The organism is Streptomyces sp. STAM6 (genome assembly GCF_054963715.1).
Genome location: NZ_JBUEFZ010000045.1, coordinates 23,505 through 44,016 on the forward strand (window position 1 = coordinate 23,505; position 20,512 = coordinate 44,016).

A 20,512-nucleotide genomic window follows, 5' to 3' on the forward strand; every position below is an offset into this window, starting at 1 on the left:
GAGGTTGGCTTATTTTCGCCTTGCGAATGCCTGACCCCCCGCTTTCTGAAACAGTAAGGTTAGGCTAACCTGCGGGGCGTGCGAGCTGGTGAAGAGACAACCGCGGACCGACGTCCCCGCGGCCATGAACTGTCGGCCACGGGTGTCACCGTGGCCTACGACGGCGTCGACGTCGTCCACGACGCGTCGTTGACGCTGCGGCCCGGCGAGGTGACCGTCCTCGTGGGGCCGAACGGCAGCGGGAAGTCGACACTCCTGCGGACGCTCGCCCGGCTGCAGCGGCCCCGGACCGCGGAACTCGTCATCGACGGCGACACCGACGGCCTCGCGCTGACCCCCCGTGAGTTCTCACGCCGGGTGGCCCTGCTGACGCAGGGTCGCCCCACCCCGAGCGGGCTGACCGTGCGGGACGTCGTCGAGTTCGGGCGCTACCCGTACCGCGGGCGCTGGGGCAGGGCCGACCCGGGCGGCCGTGCCGCCGTGGACCATGCGCTCGCCCTGACGGGTGTCGCGGAACTCGCCGACCGGGGTGCCGAGCACCTCTCCGGAGGTCAGCTCCAGCGGGTCTGGCTCGCCGGCTGCCTCGCGCAGGAGACCGGCGTCCTGCTCCTCGACGAACCGACGACCTACCTCGACCTGCGCTACCAGGTCGAACTGCTCGACCTCATGCGGGACCTGGCCGACGACCACGGCATCGCCGTCGGCGCGGTCCTCCACGACCTCGACCAGGCCGCCGCCGTCGCCGACCGGATCGTCCTGCTCCACGCGGGACGGATCGTCGCCGACGGCCTCCCCGAAGACGTCCTGACGGCGGAGCGTCTCACCGAGACGTACGGCATCCGCATCGACGTCGACACCGACCCCCTGACCGGCAGACTGCGCACCCGCGCCATCGGCCGGCACCACACGCGAAGCGAAAGGCTCAGCACCTCCTCATGAGACGCCTCCTCCTCACCGCGGCCACCGCCACCGCCGCGGCCCTCACCCTGACCGCCTGCGGAACCACCGAGCCGGCCAAGGACGACGCCGCCAAGAAGCCCGCCGAGCGCATCACCCTCACCGACGCGTCCGGCGCGAAGGTCGAACTCGACGGGCCCGCCAAGAAGGTCGTCGGAACCGAGTGGAACGTCGTCGAGAGCCTGATCTCGCTGGGCGTCGACCCGACCGGCGTCGCCGACGTCAAGGGCTACAAGACCTGGAACACCGCGGTCCCGCTGAAGAACGAGCCGAAGGACATCGGCACCCGCGGTGAGCCCAGCATGGACACCATCGCCGCCCTGAAGCCGGACCTCATCGTCGCCACCACCGACCTGCCGCCGGCCGCCGTCAAGCAGCTCCGCAAGGTCGCCCCGGTGCTGGAGGTGAAGTCGGCCGACGCCGCCGACCCGATCGGCCGGATGACGAAGAACCTCGACCTCATCGCCCGGGCCACCGGCACCACCGAGCAGGCGGACAAGCTCAAGAAGCAGTTCGAGGCGAAGATCGCCGAAGGTAAGAAGGCCCTCGCCGACGCCGGCCTCGCCGGCGCGAAGTACGCCTTCGCCGACGGCTACGTCGTCTCCAACCAGGTCTCGATCCGGCCCTTCACCAGCGGTTCGCTCATCGGCGGCGTCAACGAGAAGCTCGGCCTGAAGAACGCCTGGACCGTCAAGGGCGACCCGGCGTACGGCCTCGGCAGCACCGACGTCGAGGGCCTGACCAAGCTCGGTGACGTGCAGTTCGCCTACATCGGCAACGACGGCGACAAGAGCAGCACCCCCTTCACCGGCGTCCTCGCCAAGGACAAGGTGTGGACCTCGCTGCCGTTCGTGAAGAAGGGCAACGTCCACCGCCTTCCCGACGGCATCTGGATGTTCGGCGGTCCCGAGTCGATGAACCAGTACATCGACTCCACCGTCGCCGCGCTGACGAAGTAACACCATGGCCGTCACCGCGACAACTCCCGCCTCCCGTCCGTCAACGGTCACGTCCCGGACGGGCGCGGCCGCGGTGACGGCCGCACTGCTCCTCCTCGTCGTGGGCCTCGCCCTCGTCGACATCACCCAGGGCACGGCCTCCGTCGGCGCGCCCGAGGTCTGGAAGGCGCTCACCGGCCGGGCCGACCCCGCCGACGCCTCCGTGGTCATCGCCTCGCGCCTGCCGAGGATGGCCGCGGGCCTGCTCGTCGGCATCGTGCTCGGCATGGCCGGCGCCGCCCTGCAGGCGGTCACCCGCAACGTCCTGGCCTCGCCCGACACCCTGGCCGTCAACGCCGGTTCCTACCTGTCCCTCGGCCTGGCGGCGGCCACGGGCGTCTCCCTTCCGCTGCTCGCCTCCTCCGGCGTCGCCTTCGTCGGCGGCCTCGCGGCCGCCGCCGTGGTGCTCGGGCTGTCCGGCCTCGGCGCCGGCACCGTCCGGCTCGTCCTCGCCGGCAGCGCCCTCACCCTCGGCCTCACCGCCATCACCGAGGCGCTGCTCCTGCTGTTCCCCCGGCAGACCGAGGGCATCTACCAGTGGAACCAGGGCAGCATCTCGCAGAGCGGGTTCGACGGCGTGCTGCAGATGGCTCCCCTCGGGCTCGTCTGCCTCGCCGGACTGCTGCTTCTCGCCCGCCGGGTCGACACCCTGGCGCTCGGCGACGACGCCGCCCGGGGGCTCGGCGTCCCCGTCAGGTCCACCCGCGTCCTCGCGGTCGTGATGGCGGCACTGCTCTCCACGGCCGCCGTGACCCTGGCCGGCCCGGTCGGCTTCGTCGGCCTGTGCGCCCCCGCGCTCGTCCGCCCCCTCGCCCGCGGATTCCGTCCCTTCGCCCGGACCCGGGCCGGCATCCCCCTCGCGGGCCTCGTCGGCGCCGCGGTGGTGCTGGGCTCGGACGTGCTGCTGCGGGCCCTCGTCGCGGCGGACGCCGCCGTCGCCGTGCCGACCGGTGTCGTCACCAGCCTCGTCGGCGCCCTCTTCGTGATCGTCATGGCCACGCGCGTCCGGGACACCGCGGGCGCCGCCCCGGACGACCGGCTGCGCATCAGGAGCCGGGCCGCCTTCCTCACCAGCACCGCCGTCCTGGTCGCCACCTTCGTCGGCGTGGTCATCGCCGGCGTCCTGCTGGGAGACGCCAAACTGCTCCTGGGCGACGTGTCCAACTGGGCACTGGGCCGGGCCGGGCAGACCGTCACCTTCGTCCTCGACACCCGGGTGCCCCGCGTTCTCGCCGCCCTCCTCGCCGGCGCCGCGCTCGCCCTGTCCGGCACTCTCGTCCAGGCCGTCACCCGTAACCCCCTCGCGGAACCCGGCATCCTGGGCGTCTCCCACGGCGCCGCCCTGGGCGCCGTACTGCTGGTGACCTCGGTGCCCATGGCCGACTCGTGGAGCATGGTGGGCGCCGCGTTCGCCGGGGCCGCGATCAGCGGGGTCGTCGTCTTCGGGCTCGCGGCCAAAGGCGGGTTCCAGCAGAACCGGCTGGTCCTCGTCGGGTTCGGCGTGGCCACCGGGTCGGCCGCCCTGATCAGTCTGCTCATCATCCTCACCGACCCGTTCAACGCGACGAAGGCGCTCACCTGGCTCTCGGGCTCCACCTACGGCCGGACGCTGCCCGACGTCGTGCCCCTCGCGGTCGTCCTCGCCGTGAGCCTGGTCGTCGCGGTCGCCCGCCGCACCGAGCTCGACCTCGTGTCGCTCGACGAGGACACCCCGAGGCTCCTCGGTCTCGACCTGGGCCGCGGCCGTCTCGGCTTCCTGGTCCTGAGCGTCCTGCTCAGCGCCACCGCCGTGGCCGCCGCCGGCACCATCGGCTTCGTCGGCCTCGTCGCCCCGCACGCGGCCCGCGCTCTGGTGGGCCGTCAGCACGCCCGCGTGGTCCCCGTGGCGGTGCTCCTCGGCGCGACACTCGTCTGCACCGCGGACCTGGTGGGCCGGACCGTGATCGCCCCGGCCCAGCTCGGCGCGGGCCTGATGACCGCCGTGATCGGAACGCCGTACTTCCTCTACCTACTGGCCCGCGGGCGCCGCTAGGGCGTGTTTTGGACGTCCCGTCCGGCCGGGGGCGTCCGGCACGCTCGCTCGCGGTGTTGTGGGTCGTCGGCGCGGCCCGCCGCGCTCTCTCCCCCTGCGCCGGGCGGCGCGGGAGGTACCCTCACCCTTCGCCTTGCGATCGCACGCACCAGAGCCCGCTCACCGGCCCGGCCCGACCCAAAAGAAGCGCCCCAGGAGCCAACGGGACCGCTCGGAGGCCGCGTCGGAGAGGTCCGGCGCGGCCTCTCGTTCGCTCGGATCGAAAGCGGCCATGGACCGCGCCGCATCAGGCGGGAAGGCGTTTTCGGGCGGCGCGCGGCGGCGCGCGCACCAGAAGGGGGCCGGAACCGGCCCTTCCGAGAGGCTAGTCCTCCGCCCGGGCCGCGGTGGCGGGGCGACGGCTCCCGCCGCCGGCGCCGCTGCCCGGGATCAGTGCGTTCACCACCTCCAGCGTCCTTTCCGCGATGTCCTCGCGGTCGTTGAGGATCCACGAGATGTGCTGCGCGCCGAAGAAGGCCGAGACGATGACCCGGGCCAGGGCCTGCGGCGAGGCGCACTCCCGCAGTTCACCCTCTTCCGAGGCCTTCTCCAGCCAGTCGGCCATCAACGTGGTGTAGTCCTGGAACGGCACCGGCAGATCGACGCCGATCAGCGCACGCTCGATCTGCAGGCGCGCGCCCGCCTGCATCAGGGTCTCGTCGCGCAGCGCGGCGGCGGTGCGTGACAGCAGCTCCGCCACACAGGACAGCGGGGACAGTCCCAGTTCCTCCACGCTCTGCGCGATGGCCGGCAGCCGCCGGTAGAACTCCGACGTCACGGCGAGCGCGAGGGCCTCCTTGTTGGCGTAGTGGAAGTACACCGCACCCTTGGTCATGCCGCACAGCTGCGCGACGTCGAGGATGGTGACCGCCGGATAGCCCTTGCCGGCGAAGGCCTGGGCCGCGGCGTTGAGGATGGCGTCGCGCGTCCGGATGGCGCGTTCCTGCTTGAGTTCCCTGCCGGGGGCGTCGGCCGCCCGGCCGCTCGAGCCGCTGACGGCGCCGTTCATGGGTGGTTCTCCAAACTGACTCGTGATCTACACCGCATACAAAAGCAGTTGTCCGTGGAATAAACCTTCGTGAAGGTACATTCATGAAGTTGGCGGACGACGGGGGAAGTTGCCGCAGACGCGTGCAGGGGGGACCAGCCATGCAGCAGTGCCGTACGACAGCCGGGCCGACCGACCGGGGCGCCACCGCGCCGCCGGAACACGGCCTCACGTTCCAACAGACCATCCCGCGCCACATGGTGCACCGCGCCGCGGTGGCCGAGGTCTTCGTGACCGATGCCGTCTCGCTGGGGGACGACCGCTTCCTGATAGGCGCGCAGTGGCCGCGTGACCACGCTCTCTACCACCCCGACACCGAGGGCCGCAGCGATCCACTGCTGGTGGCGGAAACCATCCGGCAGGCCCTCGTCTACCTCGGACACTGGCACTACGGGGTGCCGCCGGGCCACCGGTTCGTGGGCCGGCACATGGACTTCGAGATCACGGACCCCGACGCGCTGCTCGTCGGACCCCGACCCTTGCCGGTCGTCCTGGACGCCCGGTGGACTTGGGTGGACAACAAGCCGCCGCAGCGGTTCGGCATGCGGCTGGACGTCGGCCTCTCGGTCGGCGGCAGGGAGTGCGGCCGCGGCAGCCTCACGGTGATCGCCGTGGACGACCGGAGGTACGCCCTGCTGCGCCGCCGCGGCCGGGTCACGGGGAAGGTCGCCGAACCCTCCGCGGGCGCCGGGGCATCGGCGGCCGTGGGGCACGGTGCGGCCGTCGTGCCGCGGCAGCGGACCGCGGGGCTGGAGCCGTCCATGGTGGGACGGCTGCGGTCCAAGGACGTCGTGCTCGTCCGCGGAGACGCGCCGGACGAGTGGCGGCTGCGGATCGACGTCGACCACGCGATCCTCTTCGACCACCCCACGGACCACGTGCCGCTGATGGTCCTCCTCGAGGGCGTGCGGCAACTGGGCCATCTCCTGGCCGGCGACCGGCATCCGCCGGGCCGCGACCGCAACGCCGCGCCGGTGCTCGTCTCCCTCGCCACGCAGTGCCTGGCGTTCGCGGAGCTGGACACGCCCCTGCACCTGGTGGTCCGTTCCGAGGCCGAACGGCCGGACGCCGCCGGGGCGTCGTGCGTGCGCCACCTCGTCGTCGACATCGTTCAGGCCGGCAAGGCGGTCGCAGTGTCGGAGGGGGAGTGGGTCACCCGGGGCCGCGGGCCGGCCTCCGGCCCCGCGGGACCGCCCGCGCTCTAGGGCGTGTTGCGGAAGTCCCGTCCGGCCGGGGGCGTCCGGCACGCACGGTCGTGGCGTTGTCGGTGGTCGGCGCAGCCCGCTGCGCTCTCTCTCCCTGCGCCTGGCGGCGCGGGAGGTTCCCCCACCCTCCGCCTCGCGATCGCACGCACCAGACGCCCCCACCCTTCGGGCGGACGACGCCACTTCCGCAACACGCCCTGGACGTGCCCCGGCCGGAGTGCTGCCCGGCGCGGACACCCGCCCCGCCACCGGGCTCGGCCCGGCCGTCGGCCCGGGCCCGGGGCGGCCGTGGCCATGGCCGTGACTGGGCGGCACGCGTCCCCCTTGATCGCAAAGGTCATTGAAGTGTTGACAGTGTGAACCACATACATACCTGGGGGAAGGTATTTGACCACGAGGTTTCGCCGCAATGGCGAGCTCGTGACATATCCGGCCGTGCAACCGCAACGCACCAGCGGTCGTATCGGCATGCTCACCGCCAAGTTCCGTCCGCTGCCGCCCCTTTCCGCTTCCCAAGGAGACCTTTATGTCACCCCTCACGTCCGGCGACTCGCGGACCGGTGCTACGTCGCGGACGCCCGGAACCGGCTTCAGGGACGAGGACGTCCGCGCCGCCGCATCGGTCGCCGCCCGGTCCGCGCACGACGCGGACTCGAGAGGCGAGCTGTCCGCACCGACGGTCGCGGCGCTGGACGCCGCCGGATTCTCACGGCACTTCGCGCCCCGCCGGTGGGGAGGCGGGGAAGGATCCTTCGGCGACGTGTTCACGGCGGCGGCCACCGTCGCCGAGGGGTGCACCTCGGCGGCGTGGTGCGCGGTGCTGTGGGCGGCACACGGCCGGTTCGCCGCACACCTCCCCGACGAGGCGCAGCACGAGATCTGGGGCGCCTCTCCCGCCGTACGCATCGCCGCCGGTATCGCGCCCGCGGCCGGCCTCGCCCGCCCCGCACCGGGCGGAGCGCTGCTCACGGGAGAGTGGCCGCTCGTCAGCGGGGTGGACCACGCGCAGTGGGTGCTGCTGGCCGCCTCCAGGGACGACGCATCCGACCCGCGCGTGCACGTCTTCGCGGTGCCGCGCGAGGCCGTGACGGTCCGGGACACCTGGGACAGCACGGGGCTGCGGGGCACCGGCAGCAACACCGTGGTCCTCCGCGAGACGTTCGTGCCCGTCCACCGCGCCGTCCCCTTCGACACGCTGCTGCGGGGGGACGCCGCACCGGGGCGCGCCCGGTGCCACGCGGCCCCCGCCCATCTTGCGGGCGGCCTCATGTTCGTGGCCCCGGCGCTCGGCGCCGCACGGGCGGCGCTCGACGCCTGGACCCGCTGGGCCGTCGCGGACCCGGCCGGCACCCCTGGTGGCGGCACCGGCGGCGGCCGCCCCAGGCCGCTGGACAGCGCCGCCGCCCAGGAGCGTCTGGCCCGGGCGTCCGCGGACATCGATTCCGTAGAACTGCTGCTGACCAGAGCCGCGGAACGAGCCGACACCGCCGCTGTCACCGATGCGGCGGTGGCACGCAACCAGCGGGACGCCGCCCTGGGCGCGGAACGGCTCGTGGACGCGGTCGACCTGCTCTTCCGCACCGGTGGTTCCCACCTCCGTGACGCCGGGGGGGAGGTGCAGCGCCGCTGGCGCGATGTCCTCACCGTCGCCTCCCACGGGGCGCTGCGCCTGGAGCCGGCGGCCGCGGCCTACGCCCGGCACTTGACCCGGACGGATGCGGTCGTCGCGTCGTAGGAGGGACGAAGCCATGCGCGGAACAATCCCGCAGGGGGTCGGCGGCGGCTCGGGAACCGGATCCGGCCCCGGAACCGGATCCGGCCCCGGAACCGGATCCGGATACCGCCCCGGATCCGGCGGCGGCCCCGGACCAGGATCCGGCGGCGCCGCCAGGCCTCCCGGCCGCCGCGGCGGTGACAGGGCGACCGAGCCCGCGGACCGAGTGAGCAGGCTCGTGTTCAGCGACGTCGACGAGACGCTGACCTCGGGCAAGACTCTGCTCGACTTCCTGGACTTCTACTTCTCGCGGCGGCACGGGCCCGCCGGTGCCCGGCACGCCGAGCGCACCCGCCTGCGGCTGGCCGGTCTGCTGGCGTCCGGCGCGTCCCGCACGGACGCCAACCGTGCCTTCTACGAGGCGTGGCAGGGACAGAGCGCCGCCGAGGTGAAGGAATGGGGCGGCCGCTGGATGGCCGAGAAACGGACCGAGGAAGGCTTCTACGTCCGCGACACCCGGGAGGAACTCCTGCGCCATCGCGCCGGCAACGCCGTCGTCGTGTTCGTCTCGGGGTCCTTTCCGGCCGTGCTGGAACCCCTCGCCGCCGACATCGGAGCCCGGCACGTCCTGTGCACGCGCCCGGAGGTGAGCGACGGCGTCCTCACGGGGGGAATCGTCGGGGATCCGGTCATCGACGAGGGCAAACGGCAAGCCGTGCGCCGGCTGCTGCGCCGCTATCCGCACATCGACCCCGCCGACTGCCACGCCTACGGCGATCACATCTCGGACCTGCCGATGCTGTCGGAGGTCGGGCACCCCACCGTGGTCGGGGACGACCCGCGACTGCGGGCGGCCCTGCCCGGGGCGCGCAGGCTTCCCGCTCAGTGAGCGACTTCGCTCTCGCACCGTGCGGTGGGGCGTCGCGGGCAGTCCGCCGTGTCGGCGAGGGCGAGTTCGCAGCCCGCGGCGCCCGTGTCGGGTGCGGGGCCGGCGACCCATTCGAGGATCCCGGAGACCTGGTCGGAGAGGGCGTCCAACTGGCAGGTGGCGGTGGTGTAATAGACCCCGAAGATCAAGGTGACCAGGAGCCGGCTGACCGCCTCGGGCTCGGGGGAGCGGCTCGTCTCCCCGTCTCCCTGGGCGTCGCGGACCAGCGCCGGGAGGATGCCGGTCAAGTCCTCGATCACGCCCGGCAGCCGGCGCCGGGCCCGGGCGTCCTCCGCGGCGAGGTGGAAGCCCGCCCGGAAGCGCAGATCCGTCTGCAGCCGGCTCACCAGGCCGATGACCAGGTCGAGCAGGGCCTGCCCGGACGCGGGACGCCCCGATCCCGTCGCGCGGAGGAGCAGTTCGCGCCAGTCCCGTTCGAAGGGGGTGATGAGGGCCATGGCCAGCACGTGCTTCGAGGGGAAATGCGCGTACAGCGCTCCCTTGGTCATCTGTGCCTGTTCCGCCACCCGCTGCAGATTGGCTCCGGTGTACCCGTGCCGTACGAACTCCTCCGCCGCCGCGTCCAGCAGCGACTCGTGTGTTCGGCGCGCTCTGTCTTGCATGACCACGATGTCCCCTCGAGGTCCTCGACCCTTCGATAACCTTCTGTGAGGAATCTTTTCCTGTGAGTGGCCGCGTCTCAACCCGCTCGACGCAGGACTGGCCGATTTACGCACCTCGCGCGGGAACGCGCGGCACCCGGCCCGGCACCGAACTGTCAAAGTCGCGCGGCGAAGTCGCCCGTCACCGCTCCGGCCCACGAGGTGCCGTTACGGTCGACCCGCTGAGCGGGATCACCGAACCGGTCCCGTGAGCCCGGCGGATCGCGAACTGATCCCGTGAGCCCGCGGGTCGCGAAGTGATCCGTGAATCCGGAGGGTCGCGACGACGTGATCCCCGCGGGTCCGACGGGTCGCGACGTGATCCGCCCGTGGCGGCGCCCGCCGGTGCGGCGACCCGCCGGCCGCGCCCGCCGCCCCGTCCGCGTACACACCCCACACCCACAGGCCCCGCGGGCCCGGCGCCCGGTGAGCCACGCCAAGGAGGAAAACCATGTCGTCGAGCCGGCGAGCGCTCTCGTTCTTCCAGCCCGCGCCTCCCCAGTCCCTCGACGCGATGACCGCGTTCGGCACGTTCGCCCAGCGGCTGGGTGCGCGGCGGCTGTGGCTCGGCCAGTCCCTGCAGATCGAGTCCCAGCTGGCCCTGGCCGGGCTCGCCGCCCGGCTGCCCGGGCTCGCCCTGGGAACGGCGGTCTCCCTCGCCCCGCTGCGGCACCCCTACCAGGCCGCGGTCGAGGCCCGCAGCCTCGCCGCGCTGTCCGGCCTGCCGTACGTGGCGGGGTACGGCCCCGGGGCGGTGGAGTTCCAGGAGCGGCTGCTGGGCGCCCCCTATGAACGGCCCCTGGGTGCCATGGCGGAGTACGCCGTGCTGATGCGGAGGCTTCTGGACGGCGAAACGGTCGAACACCGGGGGGCGTACCACACCACCAGGTACGCGCTGCCGCCACTGGACGCGCCTCCGGTGGAGGTGGGCCTCGGGGTGCTGCGGCCCGGCATGGCCCGGACGGCGGGGCGGGTGGCCGACGCGGCCATCACCTGGCTCGCCCCGCACTGGTACCTCTCGGAGGAGCTCGTGCCGGCCCTGGAGCGGGGGGCGCGCGAGCACGGCCGGCCGGTGCCCCGCGTCGTGAGTGTCGTGCACACCGCCGTACGGCGGCCGGGCCGTGACCTCCCGGGAGCCGCGAAGGCCGCCGTAGGGGCGCACCTTCGCTCGGCGCACTACGCGGACATGCTGCGGAAGGCCGGCGTGGACGCCGATCCCTCCGACGCGGGACGGGGCGCCGCCGCCCTCGTCGACAGCGGGGTCTATCTCACCGGTACCCCGGACGACATCGCCGCCGGGTTGCGGCAGTACAGCGACCACGGCGTGGACGAGGTCGTCGTCAATGTGTCGGGGGTCTTCCTGACCGAGGGCGCCCGGGCGGCGCTGAGTGACCTGCATGCCATCGCGAAGGCGTACGGAAGCTGATCCTCCGGCCACGCGCACGGTCGGGCGTTCGTTCGGAGCGAGTCAAACCCCCTGCTCAGTGGGCGAATTGGGAAAGTAGATCGCCACGCCCAGAAAACTGACCTACGAGAAGGTATTTTATCGAGTGGGTTGATCGCGCAGGACCGCACCAGCCGGGTGCGGGCGGCACAAGGGGGAGTGACCCGCATGCTGACGGACCACATCGACCGCACCACAACCACGGTCCCGAACGGCCTGACGGCCTTCGTGGACGACGTCTTCGCCTCTCTTCAGCGCGTCGACCAGCGCCGCTGGGCACGGGCCTACCTCAACGGGCTGCTGAACGTGCCCGGCAGGAAGACCCTGCAGAGTCTCGCCAGGGCCGGGGCACCCAGCGCCGCCTCCACCCACGGACTGCAGCAGTTCATCAACGCCAGCCCCTGGGACTGGTCCGTCGTGCGCCAGGCGCTGGTCCGCACCCTGGTGGCCCACCGGCGTCCACTGGCCTGGAACGTCACCGAGGTCACCATCCCCAAGCGCGGCGAGCACTCGGTGGGCGTCCACCGGCGCTTCGACCACGCCGCCGGCCGGATCGTCAACGGCCAGCAGGCGGTGGGGCTGTTCCTGACGACGAGCGGCTACAGCGCCCCGGTGGACTGGCGCATCGTGCTCGACGACACCTGGTGCAACGACGAGGTCCGCAGGCGCCGGGCGCGCATCCCCGACTCGGCCACCGCCGCTCCGGCGTGGGCCCACGCGATGAGCTTCGCGAGCGAGGTCGCCGCCCATCCGGCACTGCGCCGCATTCCCTGGGTGATGGACCTGCGCCGGAGCCCGGACGCAGCTCTCGTCGCCGGCGGACTGGTCCGCCGCCACCAGGACTTCGTGTGCGAGGTGAACCCCGCGCAGCCCGTACTGCCGGCCCGGGCCGGACTGCGTCCGGTCGCCGCCGCGGACCTCATGACCCGGGGCCGGACGAGGCAGGCTCACGTGGTGGCGGCGCGCCGGCCGACCGGGCACCGGGAACAACTCCTGTTCCACACCGAGTCGGTGCGGCTGCCCGGCGCGGCCGGTGCGGACGGGCCGGCCCCGTACACCTACCGGCTGGTGGTACGGCCGTCGACGCAGGAGAACCGGCGGGCCCGGTACTGGATCACCAACCTGATGGACCGCCACCCCGACGAGATCCAGGCACTCGCCCGGAGCGCGAGGAGTACCGAGGCGGCCGTGGCCGAACTGGCCGAGGACTTCGGGATCCTCGACTTCGAGGGGCGTTCCTATCCGGGCTGGCACCACCACATGACCATGGCGTCGGCCGCCTACGCCTACAGCCGGCTGCGGAGCAGCGGGGAGGGCGTGCACGGCGAAGTCGTCCGTGTGCCGCAACAGCAGGTCCGGCACATGAGGATGATCTCCTGAGCCGCGGTCCGTCGGGGGAGGTCAACGGGGGAGGGATGACACGTGGCGGACACGCACGCCCAACGGGAAGCGAGCGCCGGCGCCGGGCCGGCGGTGGGGGAGGCACGGTCCTTACCGCGCCGGAACGTACCGGCCGTGCCGCGCCAGGAGGCACGGGCCGTGCAGGCCCCGGCCGAACGGAACCCGGCGGGCCGGACCGCGCAGGCCGCACCCGGCCGGGAGACGCAGGCACTGCCGGTGCCGTCCACGGCCGTCACGATGGTGCGGATCAGCGAGCTGGCACCGGCCGACTCCCCGCGCAGCGAGAGCGAGAGCGCCGAACACGCCCGTACACTCGCCGAGTCGGGCGCAAGACTTCCGCCCGTGATCGTGCACGCGTCGACGATGCGCGTCATCGACGGCGCACACCGGGTACGGGCCGCCCTGCTCAGGGGCGAGAGCGAGATCGCCGTCCGGTTCTTCGACGGCTCCGACCGCGACGCGTACGCGCTGGCGGTCGCCGCCAACGTCCAGCACGGCCTGCCGCTTTCCCGCACGGAGCGGGCCGCAGCGGCCGAGCGGGTCGTCGCCTCCCACCCGCACTGGTCCGACCGCGCCGTCGCGTCCGTCACCGGCCTGTCCGTCGACACGGTCGGCCGGATCCGCAGGCGTGCAACTGCCGGAACACGACAGTTGCACACACGGACCGGCCGGGACGGCAGGGTACGTCCTCTGAGCACCGCCGACGGGCGGATGCGCGCCGCCGAGTACATCACGGCCCACCCGGAGGCGTCCCTGAGGGAAGTGGCCGCGGCCTCCGGGCTCTCGCCGGGGACGGTGCGCGACGTCCGCAGACGGCTGCGCCTGGGTGAGGACCCCGTGCCGGCGGGGGCGCGCGGCGCCACCGCCACCCCGGCGCACGACGCCGCACCCGGCGCCGTACGGGAGACGCGGGTGCCGGAGGAGCGCCCGGCCCCTGTCACCGGCGTCACCGCCGCCCCGCCGGCCCGGCCCGCGGTCGCACCCCTGTCCCTGCTGCGCAGGGACCCCTCGCTGAGGCACAGCGAGGCCGGACGGATGCTGATCCGTCTGCTCGACAACCGCCTCCTGTTCGAGGCGTCCGGGGACGAACTGATCGCCGGACTGCCGCCACACAGCTACGAAAACGTTTCAGCGGCTGCTCGTGAATGCGCCCGGCTCTGGGTCGAGTTCAGCGAGCGGCTCGACCGCCGGACATGAAGGAACACACCACCTGATGCCATCCACCCACGTCACGGACCCACCGGCGCGCAAAGAGCTCCTGGCCGCCGACCTCTCGCAGACACCGCAGGTCAACACCTTGCTCACCCGTCTGGGGCTCGGCGGTCTCGACCCGGGCGACGTCGTCGCGTACCCCGGACGCAACCAGAACTGGGCCGGTACCACTACGGGCGGGCACCGCGTCTTCGTCAAACAACTCGGCGGCGGCCGCACCGCCGCGGAGCGGCTGGACCGGGCCGTCGCCTTCGAGCGCGCCCGTACGACCCACCCGACCGAGCCCCTTCTGAGCCCCCGCTGCCTCGGCTGGGACGAACCGGCCCGCCTCATGGTCTTCGAACTCCTCACCGACGCCGAGGCCGGCAGCGACCACGCCGAGCGCGACGACGGGTTCGGCCCCGACTGGTGCCGGCGCGCCGGCCGGACCGTCGCCGCCGTGCACCGGCTGCCCCCCGACAGCGCCCCGTCCGGCCCGCCCCCCGCCTTCTTCCCCCTGGACCATCTGCGGGCACTGCCGTTCGACACCTTCGCCGGCTCCAGCAGGGCCGAACTCGAAGCCTGGGCCCTGCTGCAGCGGGACCACGAGGTGGCCGACGCGCTGCGACGGCTGCGCGACGACTCGGCACGGGCGCCCCGCCGGCCCGTGCACGCCGATCTGCGCCTGGACCAGTTCCTGCTCGCCCGAGGGGAGCTGTACCTGTCCGACTGGGAGGAGTTCCGCCTGGCCGACCCGGCCCGGGACATCGGCAGTTTCACCGGAGAGTGGCTGCACCGCGCCGTGCTGGCCGCCGCCCCCGCCACCGGCGGGTCGGCACCGGGCACCGAGGACACCGTCGCCCTGATCACCGCGGAGATCGAGCGGATCCGTCCGCGCATCCGCGCCTTCCGGCAGGCCTACGGCGAGACACGACCGGACCCCGGACCCGGCTTCACGGCGCGGGCCACCGCCTTCGCCGGCTGGCACCTCTACGACCGGCTGCTGGCCGGAGCGTCGCAGGCGCCGCGCCTCGGCGCCTTCAGCCGCGCCGCCGCCGGCATCGGCCGGCGGATCCTGCTGCACCCCGAGCGGTTCGGCGCCGCGATCGGGCTGGGAGACCTGGGACCCGGCGGACGAGGAGAGCCCCGATGACCACGAAGGCGTACCGCACCGCGCCGGGACCGCTCGCCGAACGGCTCCGGACAGCCGTCGACACCATGCACGTCGCGGCGGACGGCCGCACCGCGCGGCTGCCCGGGCGCGACCTCTCCGCGGACACCCCGCGCGAGCTGAAGGGCCTGCTGGCCGGGGCGGTCTACGAGACCCTCCACGCGGGCCTCCCACAGCCGGTCAAGATCCCGCGCACGCTCCGGGACGCCGCACTGGAGGCCGAGTTCGCGCGCATGGTGCCGCACCGGCACACCCCGCTGACCGCCCTCGTCGTCGAAGCCGGCGACTCGGCCGAGATCGTGGCCGAGGTCAGTGGCGTACGGGTGCGGGTGCCCAGGACGATGATCGTCCCCTCCGCCGGCAGCGTGGAGGCGGGCCGGCCCGTGCCACTGACCTGGCCCGCGGTCAACCCGGCGGTCTCGCCCGGTTACTTCTTCGTCACCGGGTCGCGCGGAGCGCCGACCGGGCGCCACCTCCTGCGCGTCTACCTCCATGTCCGGGACCCCGTGCGCGCACCGGGACTGCTGGGCGACGTGCTCACCTGCCTGGAGTCCACGGCCGTCGGCTACCGCGCCAAAGCCGGCTCCGTGCCCCTGCACTACCCCCGCAGGGACGCCCTGGTGGTCTATCTGGACCGGGAGGACGCCGCCGCGGCCGTAGGCCTGCTGGCGCGGGCCGTGGACGGCCATCCGGCGATCGACGGGGGCACATCGGTCTTCGCCAGACGGCATGCGCCCGGACTCGCCACGGCCTGCGAACCCGACGACCCCCGGCCCGGCATGAGAGGCATGAGCTTCGGCGAACACCGGGCGCACGTACTCGCCGGCGCGCTCGTCGACCACGCCCTGGCGCCGGAGTCCGGTACCGCGCACGAACTGCTGGCCGCGCGGTTCGCGGAGGCACGCGTCAATCCCCTGGAACCGGCGGAAAATCTCGAATGAATTCCCGTCCGGCGGTGTCCGTGTGCAACTCCGGAAACCCGGCCCTGGCCGCACACCTCAAACCCTTGTTATAAAAGTTCACGGCCCGACGGGGCCGATGTTCCGTCAATATCCCGATGCGAAAGGAAGAACCATGGAGAAGGAGCTCAACGAGCTGGTTTCCGGTTTCGACGCCTACACGGACGTGCAGGAGCTCGCGTCGGCCCTCGAGGCCTCCGCGTCCGCGAAGACCCCGGGCTGGTCGATCACCCCGACCTTCACCCTTACGCACAACAACTGAGGCACCGAACCCCTGCGGCGCGATGACGCACTGACGCGCCGAAGGAAACCGGAGCGAACCGAGAAAGAGCCCGGGAGCCCTGTATGGGCCCCGGGCTCTTTTCATGTGTGACGATGCCCTGCCGGGCACCGCACAACACGATGTGCAAAGCCCGGCCTACTTGGCCAGGTCACGCTTGCCGCACCCCGAGGTTCTCACCGAAGATAAGAGGGAAGTCGACGGCGGCTCGTGATTCCGGCTCCGCCCCTCGCGGAAGCCTTCGTCGCCCGGCCCGGCTTCAGTCACCGGACCTGCCGCACGGACGCGTTCAATTCCTGCGGAAGTCCCGACGGGCGCGGTATGCGCCGGCATCCGGACCCCATTTCGCGCGTCAACGCCGATGCGCATACCCGCGACGACGGCCGCTGTGCCGGCCCCGCCCCACGGTGCGTGCCTTTCCGTACCCGCCAATTGTCCGCCGAACGATCTGTGATTGTGGAGTGAGTGACGTGTTTTCATGGAGCGACGCCCAGGGTGGGCTGCCGGTCCCGGCCCCGACCGCGGAGACCGAGGAGTGGCTGGCCCGGGTCGAGAAGATCGCGCCGGTCATCGAGGAGGCCAGGGAGCGGGCCGACCACGACCGTGTCACCTCCCGCCCCGTCTTCGAGGCGCTCCGGGACGCCGGCATCCCCCGCATGTGGGTGTCCAGGGAGTTCGGCGGCGAGCAGGCGAGCATCGAGACCGGCTCCGCCGTCATCCGCGCCCTGGCCGCCCTGGACGCCTCCGTGGCCTGGCAGATGGGCGTCCAGGGAGCCATCGGCCGGCTGTCGGACTACCTGCCCGAGAGCACCTCGACCGAGCTCTTCCGTGACCACGACGGACTCGTCGTCGGCGGAGTGAACCCCTCCGGTCACGCCGAGGAGGTTCCGGGCGGCTACCGCCTCACCGGCGAGTGGGCCTTCGCCAGCGGCTCGGCCCACGCGGACTGGCTGGTGGCCGCCGCCTTCGTGACGAAGGACGGCGAGGTGCGCAGGACCCCCGAGGGCCCCGAGACCCGCATGCTTTTCGTGCGGCGCTCGGACGTCGAGATCCGTGACACCTGGTACACGGTCGGACTGCGCGGCACCGGCAGCAACCATTTCACGGTGTCCGGCGTCCACGTCCCCGAGGAATACACCGTCAAGGGCTCGGACATGCTGCGTCCGCCCGCCGCACGACCGTCCCGGGCCTATCCGATCGGCTATTACGATTTCGGCCCCTTCACTTCCGCGTCGACCGCACTGGGCGTCGCCCAGGACGCCATCGACTCCTTCAAGGCCCTGGCGGCCAAGAAGACGCCCACCGGTGCCACGAGCACGCTCGCCAAGAGCCATGTGGTGCAGGAGAAACTGGCCCGTGCCGAAATGGAGCTGTACACCGCTCGACTGCTTCTCGTCGACACGGCCCGCCAGGTCACCGCGTTCGGGGAAACGGGCGGAGATTCCCTTACGTCGCTGGTTCGGCTCACCGCCGCCACGGTCGCGGAGAAGACCGTCGCCGCTGTGGACGCCGCGTACAAACTCGCCGGAGCGAGCTCGGTCTACGCCACCAGCCGGCTCGAACGCTGCTTCCGCGACATCCATTCCGCGGTCAAGCACATCACGCTGTCGCCGACCCACTTCGAAATGGTGGGCCAGTACCTCCTCGGCGGCCCGCTGCAGACGCGCCGGTGAACCCGGCAAAGACCTCAGGCATTCGTCATCGAACAAAACAACGGGAGAACGAGAACATGGCAACGATGAAGGCCGTTCAGCTGCTGGCTCCGCGCAAGACCGAGCTCGCGGATCTGCCCATTCCGGAGACACCGCTCGACGGGCTGCTCATGAAGACCCGGTGCGTTTCCATCTGCTCCACCGACATCTCCTTCTACGAAGGTCATCTCTTCCCTTCCGAATACCCGGTCGTGCTGGGGCACGAATACCTGGGTGAGGTCGTGGACATCGGCCCCGAGTTCGACGCGTCGGGCGTCGACCTCAAGATCGGCGACCGGGTCGTGTACTGGGGCCAGACCGACTTCGGTGGCTTCGCCGAGTACCGCACCGTCCGCCCCATCTTCTCCGGCCAGATCAAGGAGGACGTCTTCGAGGCAGACCGGAACTTCTACGACGACCGCCGCGCGGCCGCGGTGAAGATACCCGACGAGCTGAGCGACCTCGAGGCGTCCTTCATCGAACCGGTCACCGGGGCCCTGCGCTCCGTGCTGTCCAACCCGCCGAAGGTCGGCGACAAGGTGCTCGTCATGGGCACCGGCCCGATCGGAGTCATCGCGGGCAGCATCATCAAGCGCCTGCTCGCCGCGAACACCGTGGTGTCGGTCGACGCCAACCCGGCCCGCAACGCCTTCGCGGAGCAGCAGTTCTCGGACAAGGCCTACCTGCCGGACGAGCTCATCGAGACCGTGGACGAAGGCACCTTCGACTACGTCTTCGACGCGCTCCCCACCGTCCAGGTCGCCGACGAGAACAAGGACCCGCGCCGGGTGGCGATGCGCAAGATGAAGGCAGGCGGCCGTTACATCCTCTACGGCGCCTCCCAGGAGATGCAGAAGTTCGACACCTGGCTGATGCTCGCCAAGGGCATCAACATCATCTCCGCCCCCTTCGACGTCACGCACTTCCCCATGCACAAGAGCGCCAACGTCATCGCGTCGGCCATGCAGATGCTGCTGACGGGCATCGTCGACGGCAAGGCCCTGCTGTCCACGGTCCACAAGTTCAGCGACTACGACGGGCTGGTCGACATCTTCGAGAAGTACCGCTTCACGACCGACCTCAAGACGATCGTCGACTTCCGGTCGTAACCGCCCGGCACCGCCCGGCGCACCCCGACCGGCCGTCCGCCCGCCGACCCCCATCCGGCGGGCGGGCGGCGACCTCTCCCCGAAAGAGGCCTACGGATGGAAGAGAAGGACGAGCACACCGAGACGACGAGCGGGGCAGGGCTCGTCGTGGTGGCCAACAGGCTGCCCGTGAGCCTGGAGAGCGACCCCGACGGAACACGCCGCTGGCGGCACAGCCCCGGCGGACTGGTCAACGCGCTGGAGCCGTTCCTGCGCGCCCACCGGGGAGCCTGGGTCGGCTGGCCCGGGACCGCCGGCGACGACCTGCCCCCGCCGGCCGACGGCGAACTGCGGCTGCACCCGGTCGCCCTGTCGGACGAGGAGGTCAGCGGCTTCTACGAGGGTTTCTCCAACACCACCCTGTGGCCGCTCTACCACGACGTGGTCATGCCGCCCGAGTACCACCGGGGCTGGTGGGAGGCGTACGTACGGGTCAACAGGAAGTTCGCCCGGGCGGCCGCCGAGGTCAGCTCGCCCGGGGCCACCGTCTGGGTCCAGGACTACCAGCTGCAGCTCGTCCCGGCGATGCTCCGCGAGCTGCGGCCCGATCTGCGCATCGGGTTCTTCCTCCACATCCCCTTTCCGCCCGTGGAACTCTTCATGCAGCTGCCCTGGCGGGCCGAGATCGTCGAAGGGCTGCTGGGCGCCGACCTCATCGGATTCCACCGGCCCGGCGGCGCCCGCAACTTCCAGTGGCTGGCGCGCCGGCTCGCCGGACTGGAGCCGGCCCGCCCCGTCGCGGAACCGGGGGACGCCCCCGGCGAAGTGCGCGCCGGGGACCGGACCGTCAAGGTGGGCGCGTTCCCCATCTCCATCGACGCCGGTGAGCTCGACCGGCTCGCGCGCCGTCCCGGCGTGCGGCGCCGGGCACGGGAGATACGCGCCGAGCTGGGCAATCCGAAGAAGATCATCCTGGGCGTGGACCGGCTCGACTACACCAAGGGCATCGACATCCGGCTGCGGGCGCTGCACGAGATGTTCGCCGAGGGGCGGCTCGCGCCCGAGGACGTGACGATGGTGCAGATCGCCACCCCGAGCCGGGAGCGGGTCGAGCACTACGTCCGCATGCGCGAGGACGTCGAGCGCACCGTCGGCCGCATCAACGGCGAGTTCGGCCGCGTCGGTTCCCCGGCCGTGCACTATCTGCACACCTCGGTCGGCCGCGAGGAACTCGCCGCCTTCTATTCCGCGGCGGACGTCATGCTCGTCACCCCGCTGCGGGACGGCATGAACCTCGTCTGCAAGGAGTACGTCGCGTGCCGGCACGACCTCGGCGGCGCCCTGGTGCTGAGCGAGTTCGCCGGCGCGGCCGCTGAACTGACCAGCGCCTTCCTGGTCAATCCGCACCACATCGACCAGGTGAAGACAACGCTCCACGACGCACTGCACGTACCCGCCGAGGAGGGCGCGAAGCGGATGGCCGCCCTGCGCGAGCAGGTCCTCACCCATGACGTCGGCCACTGGGCCCGCTCGTTCCTCGGGGCCCTGGGGGCCGGCGGCTCCGCAGGTCCGCCTGCCGGCGGCCCGCCCTCCGGGGGCTCCGCACCGTCCGCCGACGACCTGCGGGACGAGCCTGTCCTGCGCACCGATTGGGTCCTCACATGAACCAGACGCCCTCCACCTCCCGCCCGGGCGGCGCCCTCC

Annotated in this window: 17 protein-coding genes; 15 read left to right on the forward strand and 2 right to left on the reverse strand. The window is 72.2% G+C overall.

Annotated features, from left to right (window positions below):
• The first annotated feature begins 78 nt into the window (after positions 1–78).
• Genes ACY34K_RS30795 through ACY34K_RS30805 form a run of 3 tightly spaced genes read left to right on the forward strand, consistent with a single transcriptional unit; the run spans position 79 to position 3,987 of the window.
• Positions 79–939, forward strand: coding sequence for an ABC transporter ATP-binding protein (locus tag ACY34K_RS30795; protein WP_462752986.1), 861 nt, complete (start codon positions 79–81; stop codon positions 937–939).
• Complete coding sequence (locus ACY34K_RS30800; protein WP_462752987.1) at positions 936–1,916, forward strand: iron-siderophore ABC transporter substrate-binding protein; 981 nt, start codon at positions 936–938, stop codon at positions 1,914–1,916. The genes ACY34K_RS30795 and ACY34K_RS30800 overlap by 4 nt, the downstream gene beginning before the upstream one ends.
• A gap of 4 nt (positions 1,917–1,920) precedes the next feature.
• Positions 1,921–3,987, forward strand: a complete 2,067-nt coding sequence (locus ACY34K_RS30805; protein ID WP_462752989.1) for an iron ABC transporter permease — start codon at positions 1,921–1,923, stop codon at positions 3,985–3,987.
• A 364-nt stretch (positions 3,988–4,351) separates the two neighbouring features.
• Here the strand turns inward: ACY34K_RS30805 and ACY34K_RS30810 are convergent, their stop codons facing one another.
• A complete protein-coding gene (locus tag ACY34K_RS30810; protein ID WP_462752991.1) occupies positions 4,352–5,035 on the reverse strand; it encodes a ScbR family autoregulator-binding transcription factor in 684 nt (227 codons plus the stop codon).
• Between the two features lie 140 nt (positions 5,036–5,175).
• Here ACY34K_RS30810 and ACY34K_RS30815 point away from each other — a divergent pair, with 140 nt between their 5' ends.
• The 3 genes from ACY34K_RS30815 to ACY34K_RS30825 all read left to right on the forward strand — a co-directional run bounded on the left by ACY34K_RS30815 (position 5,176) and on the right by ACY34K_RS30825 (position 8,882).
• The gene (locus tag ACY34K_RS30815; protein ID WP_462752993.1) at positions 5,176–6,279 is read left to right on the forward strand and encodes a ScbA/BarX family gamma-butyrolactone biosynthesis protein; all 1,104 of its coding nucleotides are present in this window, start codon (positions 5,176–5,178) and stop codon (positions 6,277–6,279) included.
• 526 nt (positions 6,280–6,805) lie between these two features.
• Entirely contained in the window at positions 6,806–8,014 is a 1,209-nt protein-coding gene (locus ACY34K_RS30820; RefSeq protein WP_462752995.1) for an acyl-CoA dehydrogenase family protein, read from the forward strand.
• Between the two features lie 217 nt (positions 8,015–8,231).
• A complete protein-coding gene (locus ACY34K_RS30825) occupies positions 8,232–8,882 on the forward strand; it encodes an HAD family hydrolase (protein WP_462752997.1) in 651 nt (216 codons plus the stop codon).
• Here ACY34K_RS30825 and ACY34K_RS30830 read toward each other — a convergent pair.
• The gene (locus ACY34K_RS30830; protein ID WP_462752999.1) at positions 8,876–9,544 is read right to left on the reverse strand and encodes a TetR family transcriptional regulator; all 669 of its coding nucleotides are present in this window, start codon (positions 9,542–9,544) and stop codon (positions 8,876–8,878) included. The genes ACY34K_RS30825 and ACY34K_RS30830 overlap by 7 nt on opposite strands.
• Before the next feature lie 490 nt (positions 9,545–10,034).
• Here ACY34K_RS30830 and ACY34K_RS30835 point away from each other — a divergent pair, with 490 nt between their 5' ends.
• The 9 genes from ACY34K_RS30835 (at position 10,035) to ACY34K_RS30875 (ending at position 20,473) form a co-directional block, all read left to right on the forward strand.
• Positions 10,035–11,009 (forward strand): LLM class flavin-dependent oxidoreductase, encoded by a 975-nt coding sequence (locus tag ACY34K_RS30835; protein WP_462753001.1) that lies wholly within the window; start codon positions 10,035–10,037, stop codon positions 11,007–11,009.
• Between the two features lie 186 nt (positions 11,010–11,195).
• Positions 11,196–12,407 (forward strand): IS701 family transposase, encoded by a 1,212-nt coding sequence (locus ACY34K_RS30840; protein ID WP_462753003.1) that lies wholly within the window; start codon positions 11,196–11,198, stop codon positions 12,405–12,407.
• A gap of 135 nt (positions 12,408–12,542) precedes the next feature.
• Entirely contained in the window at positions 12,543–13,625 is a 1,083-nt protein-coding gene (locus ACY34K_RS30845; protein WP_462753005.1) for a ParB/RepB/Spo0J family partition protein, read from the forward strand.
• A gap of 16 nt (positions 13,626–13,641) precedes the next feature.
• On the forward strand, positions 13,642–14,772 hold the full coding sequence (gene lxmK, locus ACY34K_RS30850; RefSeq protein ID WP_462753006.1) for a class V lanthionine synthetase subunit LxmK: 1,131 nt from the start codon (positions 13,642–13,644) through the stop codon (positions 14,770–14,772).
• Entirely contained in the window at positions 14,769–15,731 is a 963-nt protein-coding gene (locus ACY34K_RS30855) for a T3SS effector HopA1 family protein (RefSeq protein WP_462753007.1), read from the forward strand. Before lxmK ends, ACY34K_RS30855 begins: the two co-directional genes overlap by 4 nt.
• A gap of 133 nt (positions 15,732–15,864) precedes the next feature.
• A complete protein-coding gene (locus ACY34K_RS30860; RefSeq protein ID WP_462753008.1) occupies positions 15,865–16,011 on the forward strand; it encodes an LxmA leader domain family RiPP in 147 nt (48 codons plus the stop codon).
• 488 nt (positions 16,012–16,499) lie between these two features.
• Entirely contained in the window at positions 16,500–17,702 is a 1,203-nt protein-coding gene (locus ACY34K_RS30865) for an acyl-CoA dehydrogenase family protein (protein ID WP_462753010.1), read from the forward strand.
• A gap of 56 nt (positions 17,703–17,758) precedes the next feature.
• Positions 17,759–18,829, forward strand: a complete 1,071-nt coding sequence (locus ACY34K_RS30870; RefSeq protein ID WP_462753012.1) for a zinc-dependent alcohol dehydrogenase — start codon at positions 17,759–17,761, stop codon at positions 18,827–18,829.
• Between the two features lie 96 nt (positions 18,830–18,925).
• Positions 18,926–20,473 carry an alpha,alpha-trehalose-phosphate synthase (UDP-forming) gene (locus ACY34K_RS30875; RefSeq protein ID WP_462753014.1) on the forward strand — a complete coding sequence of 516 codons (1,548 nt, stop codon included), beginning with the start codon at positions 18,926–18,928 and terminating at the stop codon, positions 20,471–20,473.
• Positions 20,474–20,512 lie beyond the last annotated feature (39 nt).

What these genes read in the sequence shown, in the direction of transcription:
- ACY34K_RS30860 (WP_462753008.1), top strand. Translation starts at nt 15,865, where the DNA reads ATGGAGAAGGAGCTCAACGAGCTGGTTTCCGGTTTCGACGCCTACACG.
- ACY34K_RS30855 (WP_462753007.1), top strand. Translation starts at nt 14,769, where the DNA reads ATGACCACGAAGGCGTACCGCACCGCGCCGGGACCGCTCGCCGAACGG.
- ACY34K_RS30820 (WP_462752995.1), top strand. Translation starts at nt 6,806, where the DNA reads ATGTCACCCCTCACGTCCGGCGACTCGCGGACCGGTGCTACGTCGCGG.
- ACY34K_RS30810 (WP_462752991.1), bottom strand. Translation starts at nt 5,035, where the DNA reads ATGAACGGCGCCGTCAGCGGCTCGAGCGGCCGGGCGGCCGACGCCCCC.
- ACY34K_RS30830 (WP_462752999.1), bottom strand. Translation starts at nt 9,544, where the DNA reads ATGCAAGACAGAGCGCGCCGAACACACGAGTCGCTGCTGGACGCGGCG.
- ACY34K_RS30835 (WP_462753001.1), top strand. Translation starts at nt 10,035, where the DNA reads ATGTCGTCGAGCCGGCGAGCGCTCTCGTTCTTCCAGCCCGCGCCTCCC.
- lxmK (WP_462753006.1), top strand. Translation starts at nt 13,642, where the DNA reads ATGCCATCCACCCACGTCACGGACCCACCGGCGCGCAAAGAGCTCCTG.
- ACY34K_RS30805 (WP_462752989.1), top strand. Translation starts at nt 1,921, where the DNA reads ATGGCCGTCACCGCGACAACTCCCGCCTCCCGTCCGTCAACGGTCACG.
- ACY34K_RS30815 (WP_462752993.1), top strand. Translation starts at nt 5,176, where the DNA reads ATGCAGCAGTGCCGTACGACAGCCGGGCCGACCGACCGGGGCGCCACC.
- ACY34K_RS30800 (WP_462752987.1), top strand. Translation starts at nt 936, where the DNA reads ATGAGACGCCTCCTCCTCACCGCGGCCACCGCCACCGCCGCGGCCCTC.
- ACY34K_RS30875 (WP_462753014.1), top strand. Translation starts at nt 18,926, where the DNA reads ATGGAAGAGAAGGACGAGCACACCGAGACGACGAGCGGGGCAGGGCTC.
- ACY34K_RS30870 (WP_462753012.1), top strand. Translation starts at nt 17,759, where the DNA reads ATGGCAACGATGAAGGCCGTTCAGCTGCTGGCTCCGCGCAAGACCGAG.
- ACY34K_RS30840 (WP_462753003.1), top strand. Translation starts at nt 11,196, where the DNA reads ATGCTGACGGACCACATCGACCGCACCACAACCACGGTCCCGAACGGC.